Origin of the sequence: Bradyrhizobium paxllaeri (assembly GCF_001693515.2) — a bacterium.
Lineage (GTDB): Bacteria > Pseudomonadota > Alphaproteobacteria > Rhizobiales > Xanthobacteraceae > Bradyrhizobium > Bradyrhizobium paxllaeri.
Map to the genome: position 1 here is coordinate 1,367,961 of NZ_CP042968.1, position 20,840 is coordinate 1,388,800.

General features: G+C 60.2%; 20 protein-coding genes. 15 read left to right on the forward strand and 5 right to left on the reverse strand.

The features are described from left to right. Positions 1-499: 499 nt before the first annotated feature. Positions 500-703, forward strand: a complete 204-nt coding sequence (locus tag LMTR21_RS06420) for a cold-shock protein (protein WP_065755887.1) — start codon at positions 500-502, stop codon at positions 701-703. A 548-nt stretch (positions 704-1,251) separates the two neighbouring features. Here LMTR21_RS06420 and LMTR21_RS06430 read toward each other — a convergent pair. After that, positions 1,252-1,512, reverse strand: a complete 261-nt coding sequence (locus LMTR21_RS06430; protein ID WP_141688573.1) for a hypothetical protein — start codon at positions 1,510-1,512, stop codon at positions 1,252-1,254. 842 nt (positions 1,513-2,354) lie between these two features. Between LMTR21_RS06430 and LMTR21_RS06440 the strand changes: the two genes are divergently transcribed. The 8 genes from LMTR21_RS06440 (at position 2,355) to LMTR21_RS06475 (ending at position 9,826) form a co-directional block, all read left to right on the forward strand. Next, positions 2,355-3,812 carry an HlyD family secretion protein gene (locus LMTR21_RS06440; RefSeq protein ID WP_246175298.1) on the forward strand — a complete coding sequence of 486 codons (1,458 nt, stop codon included), beginning with the start codon at positions 2,355-2,357 and terminating at the stop codon, positions 3,810-3,812. Next, a complete protein-coding gene (locus LMTR21_RS06445) occupies positions 3,809-5,032 on the forward strand; it encodes a YyaL domain-containing protein (RefSeq protein ID WP_065755773.1) in 1,224 nt (407 codons plus the stop codon). The genes LMTR21_RS06440 and LMTR21_RS06445 overlap by 4 nt, the downstream gene beginning before the upstream one ends. Beyond that, on the forward strand, positions 5,032-7,008 hold the full coding sequence (locus LMTR21_RS06450; protein WP_065755774.1) for a glycosyltransferase family 2 protein: 1,977 nt from the start codon (positions 5,032-5,034) through the stop codon (positions 7,006-7,008). Before LMTR21_RS06445 ends, LMTR21_RS06450 begins: the two co-directional genes overlap by 1 nt. A 432-nt stretch (positions 7,009-7,440) precedes the next feature. Beyond that, entirely contained in the window at positions 7,441-7,656 is a 216-nt protein-coding gene (locus tag LMTR21_RS06455) for a hypothetical protein (RefSeq protein WP_065755775.1), read from the forward strand. 37 nt (positions 7,657-7,693) lie between these two features. Then, positions 7,694-7,915 (forward strand): hypothetical protein, encoded by a 222-nt coding sequence (locus LMTR21_RS06460; RefSeq protein ID WP_065755776.1) that lies wholly within the window; start codon positions 7,694-7,696, stop codon positions 7,913-7,915. Positions 7,916-8,317: 402 nt separating this feature from the next. Continuing rightward, on the forward strand, positions 8,318-9,214 hold the full coding sequence (ligD, locus tag LMTR21_RS06465) for a non-homologous end-joining DNA ligase (protein ID WP_488225951.1): 897 nt from the start codon (positions 8,318-8,320) through the stop codon (positions 9,212-9,214). 230 nt (positions 9,215-9,444) lie between these two features. After that, positions 9,445-9,633: a hypothetical protein gene (locus tag LMTR21_RS06470; RefSeq protein ID WP_065755778.1), complete on the forward strand. Its 189-nt coding sequence runs from the start codon at positions 9,445-9,447 to the stop codon at positions 9,631-9,633. Between the two features lie 13 nt (positions 9,634-9,646). Continuing rightward, complete coding sequence (locus LMTR21_RS06475; RefSeq protein WP_065755779.1) at positions 9,647-9,826, forward strand: DUF3606 domain-containing protein; 180 nt, start codon at positions 9,647-9,649, stop codon at positions 9,824-9,826. A gap of 48 nt (positions 9,827-9,874) precedes the next feature. On the opposite strand, the gene LMTR21_RS06480 is transcribed toward LMTR21_RS06475, so the two are convergent. The 3 genes from LMTR21_RS06480 to ltrA form a co-directional block, all read right to left on the reverse strand. Further along, the gene (locus LMTR21_RS06480; RefSeq protein WP_065755888.1) at positions 9,875-10,219 is read right to left on the reverse strand and encodes a response regulator; all 345 of its coding nucleotides are present in this window, start codon (positions 10,217-10,219) and stop codon (positions 9,875-9,877) included. Positions 10,220-10,796: 577 nt separating this feature from the next. Next, positions 10,797-11,153: a hypothetical protein gene (locus tag LMTR21_RS06495; protein ID WP_246175313.1), complete on the reverse strand. Its 357-nt coding sequence runs from the start codon at positions 11,151-11,153 to the stop codon at positions 10,797-10,799. Positions 11,154-11,340: 187 nt separating this feature from the next. Then, complete coding sequence (gene ltrA, locus LMTR21_RS06500) at positions 11,341-13,236, reverse strand: group II intron reverse transcriptase/maturase (RefSeq protein WP_065755781.1); 1,896 nt, start codon at positions 13,234-13,236, stop codon at positions 11,341-11,343. A gap of 1,164 nt (positions 13,237-14,400) precedes the next feature. On the opposite strand from ltrA, the gene LMTR21_RS06505 reads away from it, so the two are divergent. The 3 genes from LMTR21_RS06505 (at position 14,401) to LMTR21_RS06515 (ending at position 18,948) form a co-directional block, all read left to right on the forward strand. Further along, positions 14,401-16,413 carry a ParB/RepB/Spo0J family partition protein gene (locus LMTR21_RS06505; RefSeq protein WP_065755783.1) on the forward strand — a complete coding sequence of 671 codons (2,013 nt, stop codon included), beginning with the start codon at positions 14,401-14,403 and terminating at the stop codon, positions 16,411-16,413. 683 nt (positions 16,414-17,096) lie between these two features. After that, positions 17,097-17,408 (forward strand): DUF736 domain-containing protein, encoded by a 312-nt coding sequence (locus LMTR21_RS06510; RefSeq protein ID WP_065755784.1) that lies wholly within the window; start codon positions 17,097-17,099, stop codon positions 17,406-17,408. Positions 17,409-17,757: 349 nt separating this feature from the next. Next, entirely contained in the window at positions 17,758-18,948 is a 1,191-nt protein-coding gene (locus LMTR21_RS06515) for a DUF932 domain-containing protein (RefSeq protein WP_187399390.1), read from the forward strand. Positions 18,949-19,161: 213 nt separating this feature from the next. Here LMTR21_RS06515 and LMTR21_RS06520 read toward each other — a convergent pair whose 3' ends face one another. Then, positions 19,162-19,410: a helix-turn-helix domain-containing protein gene (locus LMTR21_RS06520; RefSeq protein WP_065755786.1), complete on the reverse strand. Its 249-nt coding sequence runs from the start codon at positions 19,408-19,410 to the stop codon at positions 19,162-19,164. A gap of 180 nt (positions 19,411-19,590) precedes the next feature. Between LMTR21_RS06520 and LMTR21_RS06525 the strand changes: the two genes are divergently transcribed. The 3 genes from LMTR21_RS06525 to LMTR21_RS06535 all read left to right on the forward strand — a co-directional run bounded on the left by LMTR21_RS06525 (position 19,591) and on the right by LMTR21_RS06535 (position 20,777). Further along, a complete protein-coding gene (locus tag LMTR21_RS06525; RefSeq protein ID WP_084030910.1) occupies positions 19,591-19,863 on the forward strand; it encodes a DNA -binding domain-containing protein in 273 nt (90 codons plus the stop codon). Between the two features lie 151 nt (positions 19,864-20,014). Continuing rightward, positions 20,015-20,203, forward strand: a complete 189-nt coding sequence (locus tag LMTR21_RS40715; protein ID WP_065755788.1) for a transcriptional regulator domain-containing protein — start codon at positions 20,015-20,017, stop codon at positions 20,201-20,203. A gap of 67 nt (positions 20,204-20,270) precedes the next feature. After that, positions 20,271-20,777 carry a DUF2285 domain-containing protein gene (locus tag LMTR21_RS06535; RefSeq protein ID WP_347339180.1) on the forward strand — a complete coding sequence of 169 codons (507 nt, stop codon included), beginning with the start codon at positions 20,271-20,273 and terminating at the stop codon, positions 20,775-20,777. Positions 20,778-20,840: the final 63 nt, after the last annotated feature.

The following is a 20,840-nucleotide window of genomic DNA, read 5'->3' on the forward strand; positions in this document are numbered from 1 at the left end:
CTTCCCACCACGATCTGGAGATGCCTCATCCGTCCGACAGGCATCGCCCGAGCCTTGCAAAGGGCCCGGACAGCATGAGCTCGGAAATAGTGAAAAGCGTCCGACATGCGGATTCAACGTCTGCCCGCGATTTTGGTTCTTCCGGCCCAAGCTCCTGGAACCGGAAGATCACTCTACGAAAGCTCCAACGGTGAGGTCCGGCAGTTGGTCCGCAATTTGCAGTGGGGCGTCGCGATGATGGAGCACAAGGCGGATGTCAACACCGGTGGGCGTACGTCTCTGATCGAAAATCGGACAACTACTTCGAGCTGACTCCAACGGTCCTGAATACTAAGCGGCTTACTGTGCGTGGATCTGGAATTAAACTTCCTTCCTGCGTCTTTTTAGTTTGCATAAGCGGCCCTCCGATTCTTCACGGCCGGCGGGCTGATTTCTCTCTTGCATTCGATCTCTGATTGCCTTGGGATAGAAATCTACAATGTCTTGGGAGAGAACGACTGTGGCGATAGGCACTGTGAAGTGGTTTAATTCGACAAAGGGCTATGGATTTATCCAGCCCGACGCAGGCGGCAAAGATGTGTTCGTCCATATCTCGGCTGTCGAGAAGGCGGGACTGAGCACTCTGAATGAGGGCGCGAAGGTTAGCTACGAAGTAGTCGCAAACCGCGGCAAAGAATCCGCCGAAAATCTTAGGCTTGGCTGACCCGGCACTAAGCGGCGACATTCATGCCAATAATCAATTGAGTAAGTTGCGCTGGTTGCTCTGTCGGATGGCCGACACTTCGCCGGTCATAAACTGATAGTGACCGTACCGGATTCGAAACTGGAATTGCCGGGGTGAGTTTGCTCTGTAGAGCCGTGGAAGGCGGCCATGCCAGCGTGGAGGACCTAGCATGATTGAGGAGACTCAAAGCAAAGCGCATCCCAGGAAGCGGTTGACCCAAGTGGAGAGACTGAACCGTCCACCTCTTGAAGATAGGATCGCGCAATTAGTAGCGGATCTCAAAGATCAGGCAGAGCGATTGCCGCCGGGATCGGAGCGTGAATCCCTCTTAAGACGAGCGCGTATAATGGACATTTCCGCACACATGAATGAGTGGCTCACCTCGCCCGGGCTGAAGGCACCTAAGTAGGGACGGCTACGCGCCGCAGAGGGGGGCTGTTCTGGCGCGGATCGCAAGCATAGGCCCTCAACCATCGCCGCGTTGGAGCCGTGCTTGATCAAGGCCAAAATAGAAGCCACATTCGTTATTAGCCGGGCCGCCTTGCGGCGAGTTCCACCACGACCACGCTAGGTTGTGCGGCGCCTTCCAGTTTCTCCAGATGGGTAGCGACGTCGACGACGCGGGCTTTGACGCAGTCGCGCTTTTCAAGCCAGAGCAAGCCGGCCGCCAGCTGTCTTAGGTCGTTGCGCGCATGGCCGACCGGCAGCTTGCGGGCGCGCCTCAGGGCGTCAGCAGCGTGTCTCCTCAGCGGAGAGACCTCCATATCAAATGATGATTTTTTGAACATTTCACCCCGGAGCCGCGCGGGTATCGTGACAGACCTATACCGCTTGTCTGTTCGGTGGGCGACTCACTCAGCGGTTTTGAGGCGACGCCACGCCACATTCAAAGCTATCTGGTCAGATGCCCCAGCATGGCGTTACAGGCATCCTCGGCTTCGGCAACGTCTTAAACGGGATCCACCTACCCTGATGGCAGGCCTGCAATGTAGATGGGGCGCCAAGCAGCTACATAGCCCGGCCGCCCGTGAAGTCCAGGGCCACTGGTATTCTCGTAACTTATCACAAATGAGAAGCCGCGCTCGCTCGCGCTCCATATCTCCAGCTCCTCCGTCGCGGGAGCAACGCGGCTGAAGTGCAGGGCCATTCCACGATCCAGCGAGTCCCAAGCGGCCCCAGCGCTTACCGCACTAGCGCCAGGACCGCCAACCTGGGAGGTTTTCCTCTGGCCTGGGGCTTTGGAGGGCATAGTGCCAGAGGCTTGGAATCGACTCCGGGGAGAACCCATCGTTCCGTCGATGTCGGGAAAACAATGCAATTTTAGTCGTAGCGGTCCACCTCGGTTTCGCGTGCGCTGCCTGGCAGGGCCGAAAGTCGCGGGCGCACGCTTCTGAGGCTCGATGAACTATCGCGCCCGGGTACTGATTTCGCGCTTGTGCGTGAAGCAGATCGCAGCCCGCAAGTTCATTGTGCGGTTCCCATCGATCATTTCTGCATCTTTTTCCCAAATGAAACTTGAACCAAACGCGCGATGCTCTGTTTGCAGTGCAGTCACAAGGCAACCGGCATGAACCGGCAGCTATCAACAGGGAAGCGCTTCTTCGGGGCACCTCCAGTCAAGGGAGAGCTGATGATTGATCGATCAAACGGTGCGACTGCCCGGAAGCATCAAGCAATACTGAGGGTCTCCGCCGTCGGGGTGGCGGGATTGTTGTCGATCCTGATGGTGACGGCGGTGGCACCGCCGATAGTTGCCGACCAATCCGATCGCGCCGTCGTCAATGCCCCGGTAACACTCCTTACCGCGCCGATCAGTGGTGAAATCGATGCGCTGACAGCGCTTCCTGGCAGCGACGTGCGCGACGGCGACCGGCTGGCGCAGATCAGAAATCCGAGGCTCGACCGCAGCACGCTGATTTCGCTTGAGGAAAAATCCTCCGACGCGCGCCAGAAGCTCGATGCGACGCGCGCAAAACGCGAGTCGGATCTCGCCTACGTTGCTTCCCTCGACACCGAACTCGCGAGCCAGACCGACCAGCTCAGGGCGCAATTCCAGTCGCAGATCGAGGAACTGCGCGCGCGCGTGGCCCAATCCAACGCCATGAGCGGCGAGAAGAAGGCTTTGGTGGAACGACAAAACAACATGGTGACGCGCGCTGCCGCGAGCATCGAGATGGTCAGACCGACCGCGCAACAATACAACGCGGCCTTACATAATGCGGATGCGGAAACGGCCAAACTGAACCAGAAGCAGGCGCAGCTTGGCGCCCTGAACCGGGGCGTCTATGTGGGCGACGAACTGATTGCGCTCAATAACCTCGCGCAGAAGCGCAGGGATATCGGGCTGGATGCCAAGCGGATGGAAATCGAGGAGAAGCAGCTGTCCGCCGTGCTTGCCGACCTTGAAAGTATGATCGACCTCGAACAGAGTAGGTTGGCGAGCCTTTCAGCCGCCGACGTTCTTTCTCGCGGCGGCGGCAAGGTGCTGACCATCGGCGCGGCGGCTGGACGTCATGTCAATGCCGGCGACACCATCAGTTCGATCGTCGATTGCGACAAACGCTTTGTGGTCGCCATCTTCTCTTATCGGCAGGGACAGAACATGATGCCGGGCACCCGCGTCCGCATCGACGGAAGTTCGTTCCGGTCCGGGATCATCAGCGCCGTATTGCCAAAGACCAGCGACAAGGCCGACGAGCGCTTTGCCGTTCCCTTTCCGCAGACCGAGCGGCGTGAACTCTACGCGATCATCACGCCGGATGGCGCGGACGGCAATGGCTCGCAGGCGCAGCAGGCGGCGACATCGGGCGTGCCGGCCTGTCCGGTCGGCCAATGGGTAACCGTCACGCGCGATAATGGCGTGGTGCCATCGATGTCGGTGAGCTGGCGCCGACTCGGCCACTTCGTTGCTTCTTGGACGCGCGACGCGGGTCTCCACACTGACACTGCCCAAAACTCGCCGCTCGATTCGGATACACGACGCGCCGGTCTCGACCGGCTGCAAGCCGCTTTCCATTCCCCGCGACCGCAGGCGGAAAAACCTGATGAAGACCGGGAGCCCGGAGCCCGCGCGCTCGCGTCGCAATGAAGCTTGCCATCGCGATGACTTTAGGCGCAGCCATCATGGGCGCATGGCCGGCCGCGGGCGAGGAGGCGCAAACGGCAAGCAGCTTCTGCGCCGGGCTGAACCGGGCGGTGACGCCGCTCACACGCGGCGCGGACGCGGTCTTCATCCGCAGCTATGAAGCGGCCGCTGATGAAGCGAACCTGCCTGCGGGCATCGCCACCACTGCCTTCGTCTACGACAACGCGCTTGCCGTCATTGCGCTGATCGCCTGCGGAAACCTGTCGGACGCCAAGCCGATCGGCAACGCGCTGAGCCGGGCAGCCCGCCATGACCGCAGTTTTGACGATGGCCGGATCCGCAACGCCTATCGCGCCGGCCCCGTAGGAGCGGGCGCTCCGAATCTACCGGGCTGGTGGGATGAAAGCGCCAAAATCTGGGCGGAGGATGCGGCGCAGGAAGGCACCTCGACCGGAAATGTCGCGTGGGTGGCGTTAGCGCTGCTGACGCTGCATCAGGCGACGAGCGATGCTCAGTATCTTTCCGACGCCAAGCATTTGACCGACTGGATCATCGCCGCGACAGCCTGCGGCGACGGTTTTTGTGGCGGCTTTCACGGCTACGATCCGCAGCAGGTCAGGTTGACCTGGATGTCGACCGAACACAATGTCGATGTTCACGCCGTTGCGAACTGGCTGTTGCGCCTGACCGGCGAACAGAAATATGCCGACGCGGCGGCGCAGGCACGGCGACTGCTCGATCGAGCCTTTCGGGGCGATCGATTCCTTCTGGGCACCAAACCCGACGGCCGCATGGCCGACGAAGGCGTGCTCGCGCTCGACGTTCAGCTCTGGCCCTGGATGGCCGTGAGCGATGCGCCCGCGGCCTGGCGACGCGCGTTGGGCTTCGCGCAGGCGCATCTCGCTGTCGATGGCGGTTTTGACTTCAATGGCGACCGCGATGGCGTCTGGGTCGAGGGCACGGCGCAGGCGGCGCTGGCCTACCGAATCAACGGCGATGCGACGCAAAGCCATCGTCTGCTGGCCAGCCTGAAAACCGATCAGACCCGCTCGGGGCTGCTCAATGCGTCGCGCGCGGCGCGACTGACGACGGGACTGTCGATTGACCCGACCGGCACCGTGCCCGACTTGTTTTACTATCGCCGCCCCCATCTCGGCGCGACAGCCTGGGCCGTACTGGCCGAAACGGGCTGGAATCCATTCACCGGGGAAAGGATACGCTGATGTTCCCGACTGCCGGCGACGACCTGTCGATCCTGACCATCGATATCGGAATCCTCATCGGCCTTCTGGTGATGGCGCGGCTATTGGACCCGTTGCGCGCTCGCGATCGCATTCTGTTCGGGGTCACGACCGCAAGCTTTTTGATCCTTTATGCGCTGTGGCGGTGGAACGATACGTTGCCGCCGTTCGCGCTGTCGGCTCAAAGCCTCTGGCCTCGGCTGTTCATTGGGTTCGAGCTGTTGGCCATTCTGTACACGCTGATGTCGATCGTGATCCTGTTCCGCAGCACCGATCGTCGCTCGGAAGCCGACGCGGCGCAGCGCGCTTTATCCGCGAATAATGACTACCCCGCTGTCGATGTCTTCATCTGCACGTATGACGAGCCGCTCGAAATCCTCGAACGATCAATCCTGAGCGCGCTGGCGCTCGATTATCCCAACGCCACGGTCTGGGTGCTCGACGATACCAGGCGTGACTGGCTGCGAGAGTACTGCGACCGGGTCGGCGCGAGGCATGTGACGCGGCCCGACAACAAGGGCGCCAAGGCCGGTAACCTCAATAACGCGCTGGCCGTGACCGCGCGCGAGAGCAACGCGCCGGTCATTCTGGTGCTCGACGCCGACTTTGCGCCCCGGGCGGATTTTTTGAAACGCACCGTCGGCCTGCTATTGTCCGACGCGGAAGTTGCGATCGTGCAGACGCCGCAATTCTACTACAATGCCGATCCGATCCAGCATAATCTCTTGGCGGAGAAGAACTGGGTCGACGATCAACGCTTTTTCTTCGACATCTTCCAGCCGGCCAAGGATGGGTGGGGCTGCGCGTTCTGCGTCGGCACATCCTTTGTTGTTCGTCGCGACCGGCTCGAGGAGGTCGGCGGCTTCCCGCAGCAAGCGATCTCGGAGGATATCAATCTCACCTACACCATGCTTGCGCGCGGCTACCGCACCTCCTGGCTGAACGAGCCGCTCAGTTTTGGGCTTTCCGCCGAAGGCGTCCCGGAATACATCACACAGCGCGCGCGCTGGTGTCTCGGCACCATCCAGGTCGCGCTGTTGCGCAACGGCCCGCTGTTCGGCCGCGGCTTCAGCTTCACCCAGCGCTGGCATTATTTTCACGGGGTGCTGAACTGGCTCTGCAAGCCCTTCATGGTGCTGCTGTTGATCGCGCCGACGATCTACTGGTTCGGCGGCCTGCCCGCCTTCGAAGCCGACTATCACACCTTCCTGCGCTACGGCGTGCCGGCGCTGCTCGGCCAGATCATCTACATGGGCTGGATCTCGCGCGCGCGGACGCTCCCCTTGTTCATGGAGGCCACCCACGCCGTCACCTGCTTTGCGGTGACCGCGACGCTGCTGAGCGCCATCGTCAAGCCGTTTGGCCGCCCGTTCAATATCACCGATAAGGGCGGCGACCGCTCGACGCCACGCGTGCATTGGAGGCTCGCCGCGATCTTTGGCCTGATCGCGCTGAGTTCAGCCGCCAGCATCGTCTGGGCGTTCGTCTCGCCCTACGCGGCTGGCGAGATTTCTTCGCTCGACTTCTTCAACTTGCTGTGGGCCGGCATCGCGATGCTAATCGCCTTCATCGCATTTCTCGTCTGCTTCGAACTGCCGCGCACCGGCGATAGTTTTGAAACCGACGAGGCCGCCTGGCTCGCCGGCGAAGGGAAAGTTCTGTCGTGCCGCCTGCTGGCGGTGTCGCTGACCTCGGTGCGCTTTTCGGGTCCGGCCGGAAACGCGCTGGAGCTTGCGGGCTGGCGCTACCAGATACATCTGGAAGGGCTGGGATGGACCGACATATCCATGGTCTCGCGATTCCGCGAGACGGTGGTGGCGCGTCTCGAGCCTACGGCCGAACAATATCAGCGGCTAGTGGTTCGGCTGTTCAGCACATCGCACGGCAACATCGCCAGTGAAGCCAGCCTGAGCGGCGCGCTGGCCGGATTGCTGCGACGGGGATTTCGCGGGGCGTGAGGGCTGGGTGGAATTAAACTAAGCCGTACCTCATCGCTCTCCACCGACACGGCGATGGTCTTTCGCGCCATACGGATACTCAGCTAAACATCGGAAGCTTGGTCACGCAGTCCAACCGCCTTTTGCATCTCATTGTTTCAATAGGCGGACTAGGTCGCTCTCAAAGATCGCCAGCGTCGATTCAAACGTCTCTAGCAGTGCGTCCGCTCCCGGCGCGGCTAAGCCGGAGGCAACGTGATTTCGTCGCCTTCAACGATCCGTCGTCCCGCTTCGACGTGTCGCTAGTCCGCTCGCGAGGACTATTCGGTTTTATCAAGGAATTTAGACCTAAAAGCAAAACGAGGCTGCGGCACCAGCTTCGATTTAATTCGACTCAACACGCAAAAGGGAGTTCAGTTCCCTTTCCGGAACTAGACCCGGGGGTCGCCTTCGATGACATTGGACCAGAAGATCGCTCAGGCTCAACGCCACGTCGAAAGCGGTCGCCTCATCATTGAGCGCCAGCGCAAGCTTGTTGCGCGCATCAACAGCCGGTCCTCCGTCGATCTACTCGAATGCTTCGAGCGTACGCAGCAGATTTTCGAGGCGGATTTGGCCGACCTGCTCAAGAGGAAGCAAGGCATCGGCCTATTCCCGCCCTCGGTTTGAACGGGTATGATTGTGCTCCCGACCAGGGGGCTGAACGATGCCCATTTATCGCCTACTGCAAAACATGCCGATGGGGCCCGAGGAAATCAATCGCCTGACGACGGCCTATGAGCAAGCACTGCGGACCATTGGGCTTGTCGACCGTAACGACCCGATAGCCGAGATGATCGCCAAGAAAATAATCGAGATCGGGCAGACGGGGGTGCGTGATCCTGCGGATATTTCGGCTCAGGCGATCAAGGAGCTGGGAGTTCAGTGAGGCCGGGCGCCCTCTTTTCGTTTTACAGCCCCTGCCGTCGTCCTTCTCTCGCTCGCAATCGAATCAAGCCGATACTGTTCGCCAGAACGAGGATAGTGGGTATCCATCTTGTCGATGAAATCGCGATAGTCCCGACTGGGAGGCCGGAAGTGATGACCCCCTGAAGTATTTTCAGGAGGACCCATGCCCCTCGCCATTCCTCGAGGCGCTAGCGGCGGAAGTCCGCCATTTTGGCGGTGCGGGACGCGGGAAAGGCACTGGGCGATCGCGAGTACCTCCCCAACAAACCCTACAGCGCTGGTGGTGGCAGGCAGGATCACGTCCCCTGATTGTTCGAGATTCCAAGGAAATAAGCAAAAATGCCCGCTCGCCCTCCAGCGGGCTTTTTTGTGAGTTGAGTTATTGCCAAAGCGTACCCACACCATGCCGGGGTTCATTAAACCCCAGCTAGCCACGTTGAAGTCCAAGGCGCCGAACGGCGAACAATGGCTTCACGAAATCAAATACGATGGCTACCGCGTCCAGGTTCACCTCAACCGGGGACGCAAGAAGGTCTACACCCGGAACGGGCTCGACTGGACCAAACGCTTCTCGACAATCGCGGGCGCGTTGGACATCCCCGGCGAAGCCATCATCGACGGAGAGGTGGTGGTCGTTCACGAGGGCCGGACGAACTTTTCCGAATTGCAGGCAGAGCTCGCGGCGGGAAGACAGGACCGGCTGGTTTATTACGCCTTCGACCTGCTCTGGCGCGACGGGGACCTCCGTAAGTTGCCACAGATCGAGCGCAAGCAAGCGCTGCTCGACCTGCTCGGTGAAAATGGCGTCGAGCTGCCGGTTCTCTATTCCGAACATCTGATCGGTGACGGGCAAGAGATGTTTGAGCACGCTGCCAAGCTCAATTGGGAAGGCATCATCTCCAAACGAGCGGACGCTCCGTATCGATCAGAACGCAGTGAAAGCTGGCTCAAGATCAAGACTGTCCAGAAGGGGAAATTCCCCGTCATTGGATTTATAAAGGATCCGACCGGCGTCGCCGCGCTCTATCTCGGCAGGCGCGAAGGCAAGGAACTGGTCTACATGGGAAAGGTCGGGACCGGCTGGTCCCGCACGGTCTCCAGCCAAATCCGCAAGCAGCTTGATGCCGTGGTCAGTCCAAAATCAAAGCTCACCAAACCCATTCGGAAGCCCAAGGCTACGTGGGTTGAGCCGACTTTTGCCGCCGATATCGAGTACCGCGACATCACTTCCGAGGGCCTCTTAAGAGCAAGCTCCTTTAAGGGGCTGTCTCGGAAATAGGCGGGGCTGGCGAGCTGTCCGCCCATTGCTTTGCAGCCAGTGTCTCCCTTGGGTCCAGCTTGTCGCAGAGAAGGCACTTTAGCTCGGTGCGCCCGCTGCAGCTGGGTATGGGGACCATACGTTTCCCGCAGTGCGAACAACGTGTCAGGTCCATGACGTCCTCCAATGCGCGTTCCAACCTAGGAACGTATGGTTTGTTCCTGAGTTGAGCGTCGCAGAGGAGGAACAACATGCAGGCAGCTATTGATCGGGTAATGCAGGCGTTCACGATGATCGCGAACCTCACTCCCGAGGAGGTCCAAACCACCCGCGCAAGACTGGCCGCGCATCTGGCTTGGTTGGACGTTGACGAAAAGGCACTCGCAGTCGAGGGGCTTCGCTATCTAACGGACCAGACCGGATTTCGAGACGGCGCGTAGCGAGGACAGCCTGATGGCGGATAGCCTGACCAGGAGAGAGCAGCCTGGCCGCAGCAAAATCAATATGAACCAGGACCATGAGGTCCATTACTGGACCAGGCATCTGAACATCGCGAAGGAAGAACTGCAGAAGGTTATCGACAAGGTCGGAAATTCAGCCGCCGCTGTCCGCAAGGAATTGGCGGCGGACTGAAGGCGTGGGGTATGCTCGCGATCTCTTGGAGCGGGGCCCCCACGCTTTTTAGTCGCGAACCGCTTCGAGCAGCCGCGCGGGAACGAAAGGCTTTTGCAGGAACGTCGTATCGACCGGCATAGGCTGCACGGTCGTGCCGGACATGATGACAATATTCAACTGCGGGTGCCGGCGGCGGGCATATTGAGCAAGTGCTGCGCCTGACATGGCACCCGCTAGTTTGTGGTCGGTGACGAGCGCTTGCAGCTCGGTGCCGGTTGACGCGATGATCAATTCAGCAGCTTCTGCGGTCGTGCATTCGATCACTTCGAATCCTTCATCCTTCAGAAGTTCGGCCACCGCCTCGCGCTGGAACGCATCGTCCTCAACCAACAGGACTACGAAGTTCGACATGCGCACCTCCAGACTATCAAATAACTCAGAGGGTCGGGGTTGGTTCACGTCATCTGCTACGAGAAGGCAGCAGAAATGTAGGGATGGAGCAGAAGCTTACCGAGCGATCGCTCCACGCTCGAGTTCTCCCGGGTCTGAAACCACTGCGTAGGAACATATCGGTTGAGGGGCCGTTTTCCGGCTATGACCGACACTGACCTAATAGAGCAGTCCTTTGCGATTGCCTGGAGTGTCCTTGAGAAATCCGGTGAACTCAGGGACCCCAATTGGTCTGCGAATTTTCTGCTCGATGAACTCATTGGAATGTTGAGGTGCGGAGAACGACGCAGGCTCGTTCTTTCAAACTGCGCAATCGATGCGTACCGACGTCAGCCGGTCAAACTCGTCTCATGATCAACCCCGACTGCAAGGTCTGTCGCGGTATTGGCTGGGTGTGCGAGAACCACCCCCAACGTCCATGGACTAAAGAATTAGGCTGTCAGTGCGGAGCGGGGATGCCGTGTGAGTGTGTTCGCGCTGACGGCCTCGAAGAGCCTGACGTGAGTGAGGTCATTGAAGAAAGACCGTCAGCACGAAATTAACGTCTCGCCTTCTTGGTAGTCTTGCGCCGATTGTAAGGGGAGCGATTGGTTGGCCTTAGCGAGATACCCTCACGTTGTGCCTTGCTGGCAATCGATGCTGGTGGCCGTTCCATCTTAAGGCTGATGACGCCGGTCGGCGTGTTCGCCTTCGCAAGCGAGCGAAGCTGCTTGACTTCCTTGTCGCTCCACGGCTGACGCGAGCGGCGCTTGTATTTCGGGTTTGTCTTTCGCGGACCCTTCTTGCCGATTGGCGAGCCGGAGCGCTTCCATGCTGGTTGTGCCATTTGATCCTCCTGTAGGGAGCTAAAGCACGAATCGGCAAACCAGTTCCCGACGGTCGGTTCAGAAAGCATTGACCTGTCCTGCGGGTAACTCCGGCCAGTCCCACATCGGAGAAATCGCTTCACGACTATGACGACAGAAAGAGCACACGAGCACGTGCCTTTTGCGCGAGCGGCAAGTGCCGCACCGGGCTCTCGTGAACCGAGCCGCACGGCGTCTCGGTAGGGTAGGCGTGGAACACCTCCGCGGAGGATGTCCCTACGCCTCCCCCCAAACCGTGCGGGCACCTTTGCGATGCACACGGCTTTCCATATGCGTATGCTCTCGATTGGAGACGGCCACCCGGCACGACGGGCACAGGACGATCGTCTTGCGCCGCCAACCGGACCGTTTCCAGACTATCAGCGACCCACTCTGCAGGTCTTGCACGCGGCGGAGGTGATGCATCTCGAATGGTCCTGTCGTGCTGCCACATGCTTCGCATCGGCGAGCATGCAGGCGGTCGATTAGGTCATTCGAGCTTATGACCCACCACGCGCCTCTTGTGAGATCGTCAATTCCTTGACTTATCCAAAAGGTTCGCGTGAGGTGCTTCAGTCTCCACAGTTTGATCGTGCGAAGCTTACCTCGGACTACGGAGGACACCTCGTAATCCGACCCTTTCCACAGACGGGCCATGATCTGTGCCCTCGTCGTTCGATGGCGCAACGCCAGCGTCTTGATGAGGCTGCGGAACACAACGAGCTCCAGCAGTCCCAAGGCACGTTTGTTGTCATCGGCAAACGAGTAGTAGTTGGCAAAACCACGGAACTCTGAGTTATAGGCGAGCACGGTCGCGGTGTCGCTGGTGACCAAGAACTGCTCACGAGCACGGCCGGTCTTCCTGGCGAGGTCGCCATAGCCATGCCGCTTGCAGAACTCGGTTATCCGCTTGCGTGGCACACGCAGACTAACATTGCCGGTAGTCGGTCGACGCGTAACGCGCCATGTCCGTGCTGCCGGTCCCTTGCGGTTGGACTTTCGTCCACCCCCGTAGGACGTGTACGCCACGATGCGGTAGCCGAGGAAGGTCACTCCCTTTGAGGCGGCCTGAATCCCACTCTTCTCGGGCGAGATCGCGAGCTTCAGCGTCTCTGTCAAGAATCGTTCGACAGAGGCCATTGTCTCACGAGCCTCCTCCTTGCTGCCGATGATGCCGATCAGGAAGTCGTCGGCGTATCGACAGTAGCGGAGTCTTTTGAAGTTGGGGTCCATGGGATTGACGGAAGGTAGTTTCCGTCTCTCCTTATTGATGACTTTGATCTCTGCCAACGCGGCATCGATCTCGGCCAGTTCCGCGCCGTTGGCGCGCAGCCGCTCAATCTTCCGGCGGAGGCCAAGGACGCGCCTTTGCAACGCCGCATAGGGCGGGAATGCGCGTCGGTCGCGGCCTCTATCGAATCCCGCCCTCAATGTCTGCATGTGCTGATCCAGCTCATGCAGATAGATGTTGGCGAGCAAGGGCGATACGACTCCGCCCTGTGGTGTACCGCTGTATGTGCGTCCATAGACCCAATCTTCCATGTAGCCCGCTTTCAGCATTCCTTCGATCAGACCGATGAATCTGTCATCATCGATCCGCTTCTTGAGAAGCCTGAGCAGGACGTCGTGGTCGATGTTGTCAAAGAACCCACGCACATCCACTTCGATCAGCCACTTGCAACCCGTCCAAGTCTTCTTGATGAGATTTAGCGCGGTGTGACAGGACCGCCTGGGACGGAACCCATGCGACTCATCGAGGAACACAGGTTCATAGATTGCCTCGAGGATGGTCCTGACCGCCTCCTGAACGAGTCGGTCCTCCACCGTGGGAATTCCCAGCGGTCGTGTCTTGCCGTTGCCCTTCGGGATGTAAACCCGGCGGACAGGTCGGAAGCGATATGTGCCCTCTGCCACGCGACAGGCGAGGTCGGCGAGCTTCGCCAGCGACATGCCGTCGAAGGTCTTGCCGTCAACACCGGGCGTCAAGGCTCCCTTATTTTGGGAGACCTTTTCGTAGGCCCGCTCGAAGAGAAATGGAGATCTCATCAGGCGGTGAAGGCCATTGATCCGCTTGCCCGACCGCGACAAGGTCGGAAGTGATTCAATTCTCCTCTGGATGGTAACGGCCTGCATCAGCAGAACCTCTCCGTTGAAGAATCTCTTCTACGCATACTGCACATGCCGTTGTTAGCGGCATCGTCCTTCCCCCGATCGGAGGCGCTTTCGAACCGGTCACTCGGCCTTATACGCATGATCGTCCGCCTCGCGGCGGCTGTCCCGGCCATTACGCCGGGCATCTGGGTACTACGACGGCTCCGTCGCCATACAGGTTCGCGAACGAACCTGCTGCAGGCGATCCCGTAGTTGCGTGTGTGGGGAGTTACGGTGTGTTTAGGTGTCCCATTCGCTTCCTTGACCCTCCGACGGAGGTCGTCCCACGCCGACTGGTGGCGGATCGCACTGGCCGGTGCGATCTGCCCCGCGTGGCATAGCGTGTCAGCCGCGTTCGCTACGGCCAGCCCTTTGGCAACTGGAAACTGGGATTCAGGCAATACAGCTTTCACCATGCACACCTTACCTTGTGCTCTCCACCGGGCTGCGGCGCCCGATTTCGAGACGTTTCCCGACATGCTCTGGTCCCGTTCCTCTTTCGAGGTCTCAGTCGTTTCCGACACCGGTAAGTCGGGCAGATAAGAGCCAAACCAGTAGGCCCCATTCTTTCGAACACTCCCTTCTTCTTCACGCCACAACGGCGCACGCCATTCGGCTTCGATCCCTCGCGCGATCATGGGTCGCTCGCCGGAGGCACTCGCCTTCGGGGCCCGCCGTCATTTCATTCCGGCGTCGCTATCACTGCCCTTCGGCGGGTGCCTTGTTAACCGGTCTCGCGACTGCAGTCGGTCCCGCGTCCCGCCGCGGTTCCCGCGTCGGCGCTATGCTGACGCTCCTGCGGCTGCCTCTATAGTTTTGTCGCCAATAGGCGAACTGGCTCGCACTGTGCGTTTTTTTCACTGAGAGACTAAGGGGCGCAGCCCCTCGCGCGCGCCAGGGTGAAGCGCCGGCAAGCGCCGGCGCCGACCCGAGCGGTCTCCCCGGTCTTCCGCGCTTCTCGGATCTCCCCTACGCTCGAATTCTTGGCAGTCGCTTGTGCAGACCCGCTCTTTGAGCGGCCCTGTTAGGGCGGGTGATCCCCCTCCGCACGGGTCGCCCTGGCACTTGCTACCCCCGGTCTCGCCGACGGGCAGGGGCGCAGGCGCGGAGTGCGCCTTGCACCCATGAAAGCAAAGGAGATCGATCATGTCGGCCAAGCACGTTGAAGCCAGCCCCGATAGCGCAGTCGGGATTTTCATTCCGCTCAACAAGCTCAAGAAGTCGCCGAACAATGCGCGCAAGACGCCGCATAGCGAGCCGGCGATTGAAGCCTATGCGGCGAGCATCGCCGCCAAGGGCATTCTGCAAAATCTGGTCGTTGAACCGGAGCTGGACGCGGAAGGAGCCGCGACCGGATTTTACTTCGTGACCATCGGCGAGGGCAGGCGGCTTGCCCAGCTTCTGCGGGTGAAGCGAAAGGAAATCAAGAAGACCGAGCCGATCCGATGCATCGTCGATACTGCCAACGATCCGCACGAGATCAGTTTGGACGAGAACGTCACCCGCGAAAGCATGCACCCTGCCGACCAGTTCGAGGCTTTCAAGAAACTCGCTGATGAACGCGGGTTCGGTGCGGAAGAAATCGCGGCCCGTTTCGGCGTCACGCCCCATGTGGTGCGGCAGCGTCTGCGGCTCGCCGCGGTTTCTCCTAAACTGATGCAGGTCTACCGCAATGGTGAACTGACGCTTGAACAGTTGATGGCCTTTGCCATTACCACCGACCACGCTCGCCAAGAGGCCGTCTTTGATCGGCTGTCCTATAACCGCGATGCCAGCAGCATCCGCCGCCTTCTCACCGAAACCCATGTCCCCGCCACCGATCGCCGCGCGCGCTTTGTCGGGATCGAGGCATATGTGGAAGCGGGCGGCAGCATGCTGCGCGATCTCTTCACTGAGGATCGCGGCGGCTATCTGGAAGACATCGCACTGCTTGATCTTCTCGTCACCGCAAAGCTTGGGCGTGCGGCAGATGCTTTGCGAGAAGCGGAGGGCTGGAAATGGACCGAAGCCCATCTAGATTTTCCGCATGCCCATGGCATGCGGCGAACCTACCCGCATGCGGTAGAACTATCGGAGGAAGATCAGGCCGCGCTTGGAACTGCACAATCGGAGTTTGACCGTCTCACCGAACAGCACCGGACGGCCGAGGAACTCACCGAAGATGTGGATGCGCGGTTCGGCGAACTCGAAGCCGAGATCGAGCGTCTGGAGAGAAAGCGTCAGGCCTACGATCCCGGCCACATCGCGCGAGGCGGCGCGTTCGTTATCCTCAACCATGACGGCACGGTCAGGATTGAACGCGGGTTCATTCGCCCTGGGGACGAACAACCCCAAGCCGAGAGCGAAGAAGTTAGCGATACATCGGGCCCGGATGACGACAATGGTGACCCGGACCAACCCGACGAGCCGGGGGAAAGGGAACAAGGGGCTGACGACGAGGAAGAAGACCGTCCCTTGTCTGACACGCTTGTCCGCGATCTTACCGCGCATCGTACCTTGGGGCTTCGGCTCAATCTGAGTGAGCAGCCGGAGGTCGCCATCGTTGCGGCGACCCACGCGCTGACAGCGCAAATCTTCTATCTCGGGGCGGACGCGCATATCGTCGGCATCCAGCCGCTCAAGACCGACTTGGCGGGCCATGCTGACGGGATCGCGGATACCCCAAGCGGCAAGGCGTGGGCAGATCGTCACGCCAATTGGGCAAGGCAGATGCCGCGCGAGGTCACGGAGCTCTGGGCATTCGTGGCCGAATTGGATCACGATAGCCGATTGGCGCTGTTCGCGCATTGTGTTGCGCTCACCGTCAATGCCGTGCGATTGCCATGGGATCGCAGGCCCCGCGCGCTTGCGACCGCGGATCGTCTGGCGGAAGCCGTGTCACTTGATATGACTGGCTATTGGCGGCCGACCGTGCGGAGTTATCTCGGACGCGTCACCAAGGCACGCATTCTGGAGGCCGTGCGGGCAGGCGTGAGCGACGAGGCAGCGGAGCGAATGACCGACATGAAGAAATTAGAAATGGTGGAAGCGGCCGAACAATTGCTGGCCCCAACGGATTGGCTGCCCGCGCTGCTGCAAACGGACAAGCCTGTTGCGGAACCAGTGGAAACGCCGACCGATGTTGAAGGCGGCAAGGCCTATTCGGAGGCTGCCGAGTGAAGATGTCAGCCGGGGCCGCGATAGCGGCCCCGGCTGATTTCAAAAATTTCGGCCGCGCGCCTTTGCGGCGCGCAGCCGGTCGCCTAGTTTTGGACCGCTTGAACCCCCTCGAAGCTGGCGCGGTTTCTCGGAGGTACGCCGTTCGTAGTGGCTGGGGATTGCTGTCGCCGACTCAATCGACGAGGTCTGGTTTTCGCTAGCCGCTCCATAGCCGGATGATTTCGGACCCCTGAATTGCCTCGCGATCTTCCCGACCAGTTTCCGATCCCCTGCGATGGACTGCGAAAACGTTTGCTTGCGTTTGCCTCGCCGCGTTGTCATGGCCATTGATGCGCGTCTGTCCGCATGGGCTCGACTGATGAAGTTGTGTCCTTGTGCAGTGCTGACACCGGCAGCCATGGTGATCTCCGTCAGTTCGTTCGTGGCTCGCGTCCAACGCAACCTCGAATGGCTGATCAGGCCCGAGGGCCGGCCAAAGGCCTCGATCGCCTTCCCGCAACGGCTACGCCTGCTTTTTTCCCCTGCCGCGAAGACGCGGCATTCCTCGCGGAAGTCAAAAAAGCAGGCTCCGCAGTCCTCCGCTGACGCTGCGGGCCCAAGGGCTGCGGGCCGATCGCTCCCCGGGCCACGGATCGCCATCGAGGCCGCGATGGGCGCGGCCCGAGCAACCAACGGAGATTACTATGGCTACCATCGGCACTTTCACCGCGCAGGACAACGGCTACATCGGTTCGATCAAGACGCTGACGCTCAACATCAAGGCGAAATTCTCTCCCAGCGACAAGGAGAACGACAGGGCCCCCGACTATCGTATCTTCGCAGGCACCACCGAATTCGGCGCCGCCTGGAAGAAGACCGCCCGTGACAGCGATCGCGAGTACCTCTCAGTCAAGCTCGATGATCCGAGCTTCCCGGCACCGATCTACGCCTCGCTGGTGAAGGTCGAGGGCGACGAGGGCTTTACCCTGATCTGGTCCCGCCGTAGCGGCGACTGATCCTTTCGGGGATCGCGCCCCGCCTCTTCGGAGGCGGGGCTTTTTGCGCGTGGAAAGAAGAGCATTTGTTTGAAGGAGGGCTAAGGGCTCCGCCCTCGCGCGGGCAAGGGTGAAGCACGCCATGCGTGCCGGCCGGACGGGTTTCCCCGGTCTTCCGCGCAAAGATCTTCCTGGACGATTTGATCGTCAGGCGCGTGCAGACGCGCGCGTACCGCGCGCCCTTGTCAGGCGGGTGATCCCCCTCCACGCCCAGCCGCCCTTGCCCTTGCTACCCCAGGTCTCGCCGACGGGCAGGGTTGCAGCGCAGCGCTGCGCTTCAACCTCAGCTCAAAGGAGAAAGACCATGAATATGATGACCGGGACTCAAGGCAACCAGCCCGTTTCCGGCGGCTTCCGCGTCGATATATCGCGCGGCCAGCGGATCGGCCGCGTTTCCTCGGAGTGGTTTACGCGGCCCGATGACGAGCGCTTTCTGAGCCTCTCTGATCTGTACGAATCCGTGCGGGGCAGGGCGGAGCGGGCGCAGGCGCGGACGGTGGAAAGCCGGGCCATCCGGGTGGAAGCGAACCGGGATAGTTCGGAACGGCTTGCCTTGATGGTACCGGGGCGTGACGAACAGGTCATGCCGACGCATTGGAGTTTCGGGCAGTTGTGCACGCTGGTCGGCGCGCCAACCTCCTATTTGCGGCAGCTTCCCGCAGCTTTGTCCGCCATCAACCTGCAGCACGGCTTGCTGTCCCATCGTGCTGAACTCGTCAAAACGCTGGAAGCTGATAACGGACGCGTGGAGCTTCGTGCCGTCACTGGACCGGACTACGGCCGTATCTGGGATCATGAACTGGTCGCCGCCGTCATGAAGATCGCTGGCAACGGCACTGGCGACACACGGTGGAAGGTCCCGGGTGTGATGGATTGGAGCACGATGACCCATAACCCGTTCGTCGACGTGACCAAGGATACGACGACGCTTTATGCCAGCGATCGCGACGTGTTCCTGTTTCTGGTTGACGACACGAATCCAATCGAAGCCGGACGATTGCCGGATGGCTCACCGGATTTGTATTTCCGGGGATTTTACTGCTGGAATAGCGAAGTCGGCAGCAAGACGCTCGGAATTGCCAGTTTCTATCTTCGCGGCGTTTGCATGAACCGCAACCTGTGGGGCGTGGAGAATTTCGAAGAAATCACGATCCGGCACTCCAAGTTCGCCGCTCAGCGTTTCGCGCATGAGGCGGCGCCAGCCTTGACCAGCTTTGCCAATTCATCGCCGGCGCCGTTCGTTGCCGGTATCAAGGCCGCACGCGCTCGAATTGTCGCCCGGACCGATGACGATCGCGAGAGTTTCTTGCGCAAGGGCGGGTTTTCCAAATCGGAAACCGCGAAGATTATCGAAACCGTGCTTGGCGAAGAAAGCCGGAAACCCGAAAGCGTCTTTGACTTCGTGCAAGGGATCACCGCGCTGGCGCGGACCAAGTCGCATCAGGATGCGCGGCTGGAGCTGGAGGGGAAAGCCAAACGCTTGATGGAACGCGCCATCTAGAGACATGAGCCGCGCAATTTGAGAAAATTGCGCGGCCACTTTCCGTCCAGTACCAGGCGCCAGGTGCGCCGCCGCCGATCCGGTAAGCGGATCGGCGGCGGCGACGCGTGTCCGCGCCGGGGCTCGCCGGACCTTGCGGTCCGGCTCGCGGGGACGATTGGATCCAACTCTTTCGGGGACGATTGGATCCAACTCTTTCTAGTCGCTTAGAACTTAACTATCGGCGGGGCTGCGATGCTTCTTGGGCGCTGTTGGTGGCCGCTTCAGAAGATCACTGGCTTCAACCCCCAGAACGCGCGCAATTCTATCCAGAACGTCGATACTCGCCGCGTAAAGGTTACGCTCAAGCGAGCTGATATAGGTGCGATCGATCTTGGCACGATGCGCGAGCTCTTCCTGCGAGATGCCTCTCACACGCCGAAGCTTTCTTAGATTGAGCGCCAATATCTCTCGGATATCCATATCCGGGAGCGCAGCGGCTTGAAGAGTATTTCACCACGGAGTATTTTCTACAAAGCGCGTGGCGACGAAAATGCCGATCGGTTACTGCTTTCGTTGAGCTTGGCCGCGAACTGCCTTGAATAGGACTAAACTGGGGCTATCAGTTGGCGGGCGCAGCCCCGGAGCTCTCGAAGGAGTGTCATGCCGTCACCCCCACTGGACCCTGATGTTGCGGACTTGGCGCCGGATGACCCCGTGTTGACGGACTATGACCAGCAACATGTCGTCACCTATCTCCGTCTGTTGGATGCCGACTCCGAGAATGCTGATTGGCGGGAGGTCGCGCGCATCGTCCTCCACATCGATCCCGACCAGAGCCCGCAGCGAGCGCGTACCGCCTTTGACAGCCATCTGGCTCGCGCCAAATGGATGACACGTCGTGGCTACGGCCATTTGCTCCGGCGGTCCCGCTAGCGAGTCCGAAGGATTGATAGTGACAGGCCCGGAAAATTTCTTTCTGGCGAAATAATTCGCGTAACTAACTGGTGGGATACAGTATGCAACCATAAAGGGTCCACATTTGGCGTGTTGCTATGCGGCATTGCTAAGCGTGAGGATCAAGTACATGCCGAATTTCGATTGGCGCTCGCCCGAGGCCTATTCAAAAGTGCAAAACGTCGATCTGACGGGCCTCGCCTGGGAATGCCTTCGCCGTAATCCCGAATACCGAAAGCACTATTCCACGCTTGGCAATCCGCTTAACGCCGCCCCAGCCGAATTCCGGAGGAAATGGGGCCTGACTTTTCGCAGCTGATCCACAAAAGGCCTGTTACGAGCAGAATGTCTTTTGGGCGCCTGAAGCGCTGCCGACCGTTTTGTCGGTGACCACTTCGTCGCAGGCTTCTGCTCAACCGGTCTCGCTTGATTTCACAAGTTTGCCCAATGGCGAACTGCGGCTAAGCGCGGACGGATGGCACGCCGTGCTGTGGTCGGGCGGCGCAACCCATCGCATGTGGTTGAAGACGTTGCCCGTCGTGGGCGTGGCGCACGCGATAGAGTTGCCAATGGACTCCTCGTTTGAGCTGCGGTCCCAGGCAGCCCAATCGCTGTGGCGCGCCATGAGCGGCCGTTCTCCCCGTCCGCCGCTCTCGGAGCACTCACGCCGGCGTCAGCAGATGACCCTTGTCTTGCGTGCGCTGGACGGACGCAATGAGGGGCAAACCTATCGCGCGATCGCCGAAGGCCTCTTTGGCAAGAAGCAGATTCCGGAGCGCGCCTGGAAGACCCATGACCTGCGCAACCGTACCATCCGCCTCGTGAAGCGCGGCCTCGCCCTAATGCGCGGCGGCTACCGCGAACTCTTGCGCGCGAGACGAAAGGGCAAATAGGCATGTCTAGGGGTATCGAAAATCGGCCCCCCGATCTTCGGCATCCCCCCGCGACGGAATGCT

What these genes read in the sequence shown, in the direction of transcription:
- LMTR21_RS06430 (WP_141688573.1), bottom strand. Translation starts at nt 1,512, where the DNA reads ATGTTCAAAAAATCATCATTTGATATGGAGGTCTCTCCGCTGAGGAGA.
- LMTR21_RS06440 (WP_246175298.1), top strand. Translation starts at nt 2,355, where the DNA reads ATGATTGATCGATCAAACGGTGCGACTGCCCGGAAGCATCAAGCAATA.
- LMTR21_RS06445 (WP_065755773.1), top strand. Translation starts at nt 3,809, where the DNA reads ATGAAGCTTGCCATCGCGATGACTTTAGGCGCAGCCATCATGGGCGCA.
- LMTR21_RS06450 (WP_065755774.1), top strand. Translation starts at nt 5,032, where the DNA reads ATGTTCCCGACTGCCGGCGACGACCTGTCGATCCTGACCATCGATATC.
- LMTR21_RS06455 (WP_065755775.1), top strand. Translation starts at nt 7,441, where the DNA reads ATGACATTGGACCAGAAGATCGCTCAGGCTCAACGCCACGTCGAAAGC.
- LMTR21_RS06460 (WP_065755776.1), top strand. Translation starts at nt 7,694, where the DNA reads ATGCCCATTTATCGCCTACTGCAAAACATGCCGATGGGGCCCGAGGAA.
- LMTR21_RS06470 (WP_065755778.1), top strand. Translation starts at nt 9,445, where the DNA reads ATGCAGGCAGCTATTGATCGGGTAATGCAGGCGTTCACGATGATCGCG.
- LMTR21_RS06475 (WP_065755779.1), top strand. Translation starts at nt 9,647, where the DNA reads ATGGCGGATAGCCTGACCAGGAGAGAGCAGCCTGGCCGCAGCAAAATC.
- LMTR21_RS06480 (WP_065755888.1), bottom strand. Translation starts at nt 10,219, where the DNA reads ATGTCGAACTTCGTAGTCCTGTTGGTTGAGGACGATGCGTTCCAGCGC.
- LMTR21_RS06495 (WP_246175313.1), bottom strand. Translation starts at nt 11,153, where the DNA reads ATGCTTTCTGAACCGACCGTCGGGAACTGGTTTGCCGATTCGTGCTTT.
- ltrA (WP_065755781.1), bottom strand. Translation starts at nt 13,236, where the DNA reads ATGCAGGCCGTTACCATCCAGAGGAGAATTGAATCACTTCCGACCTTG.
- LMTR21_RS06505 (WP_065755783.1), top strand. Translation starts at nt 14,401, where the DNA reads ATGTCGGCCAAGCACGTTGAAGCCAGCCCCGATAGCGCAGTCGGGATT.
- LMTR21_RS06510 (WP_065755784.1), top strand. Translation starts at nt 17,097, where the DNA reads ATGGCTACCATCGGCACTTTCACCGCGCAGGACAACGGCTACATCGGT.
- LMTR21_RS06515 (WP_187399390.1), top strand. Translation starts at nt 17,758, where the DNA reads ATGATGACCGGGACTCAAGGCAACCAGCCCGTTTCCGGCGGCTTCCGC.
- LMTR21_RS06520 (WP_065755786.1), bottom strand. Translation starts at nt 19,410, where the DNA reads ATGGATATCCGAGAGATATTGGCGCTCAATCTAAGAAAGCTTCGGCGT.
- LMTR21_RS06525 (WP_084030910.1), top strand. Translation starts at nt 19,591, where the DNA reads ATGCCGTCACCCCCACTGGACCCTGATGTTGCGGACTTGGCGCCGGAT.
- LMTR21_RS40715 (WP_065755788.1), top strand. Translation starts at nt 20,015, where the DNA reads ATGCCGAATTTCGATTGGCGCTCGCCCGAGGCCTATTCAAAAGTGCAA.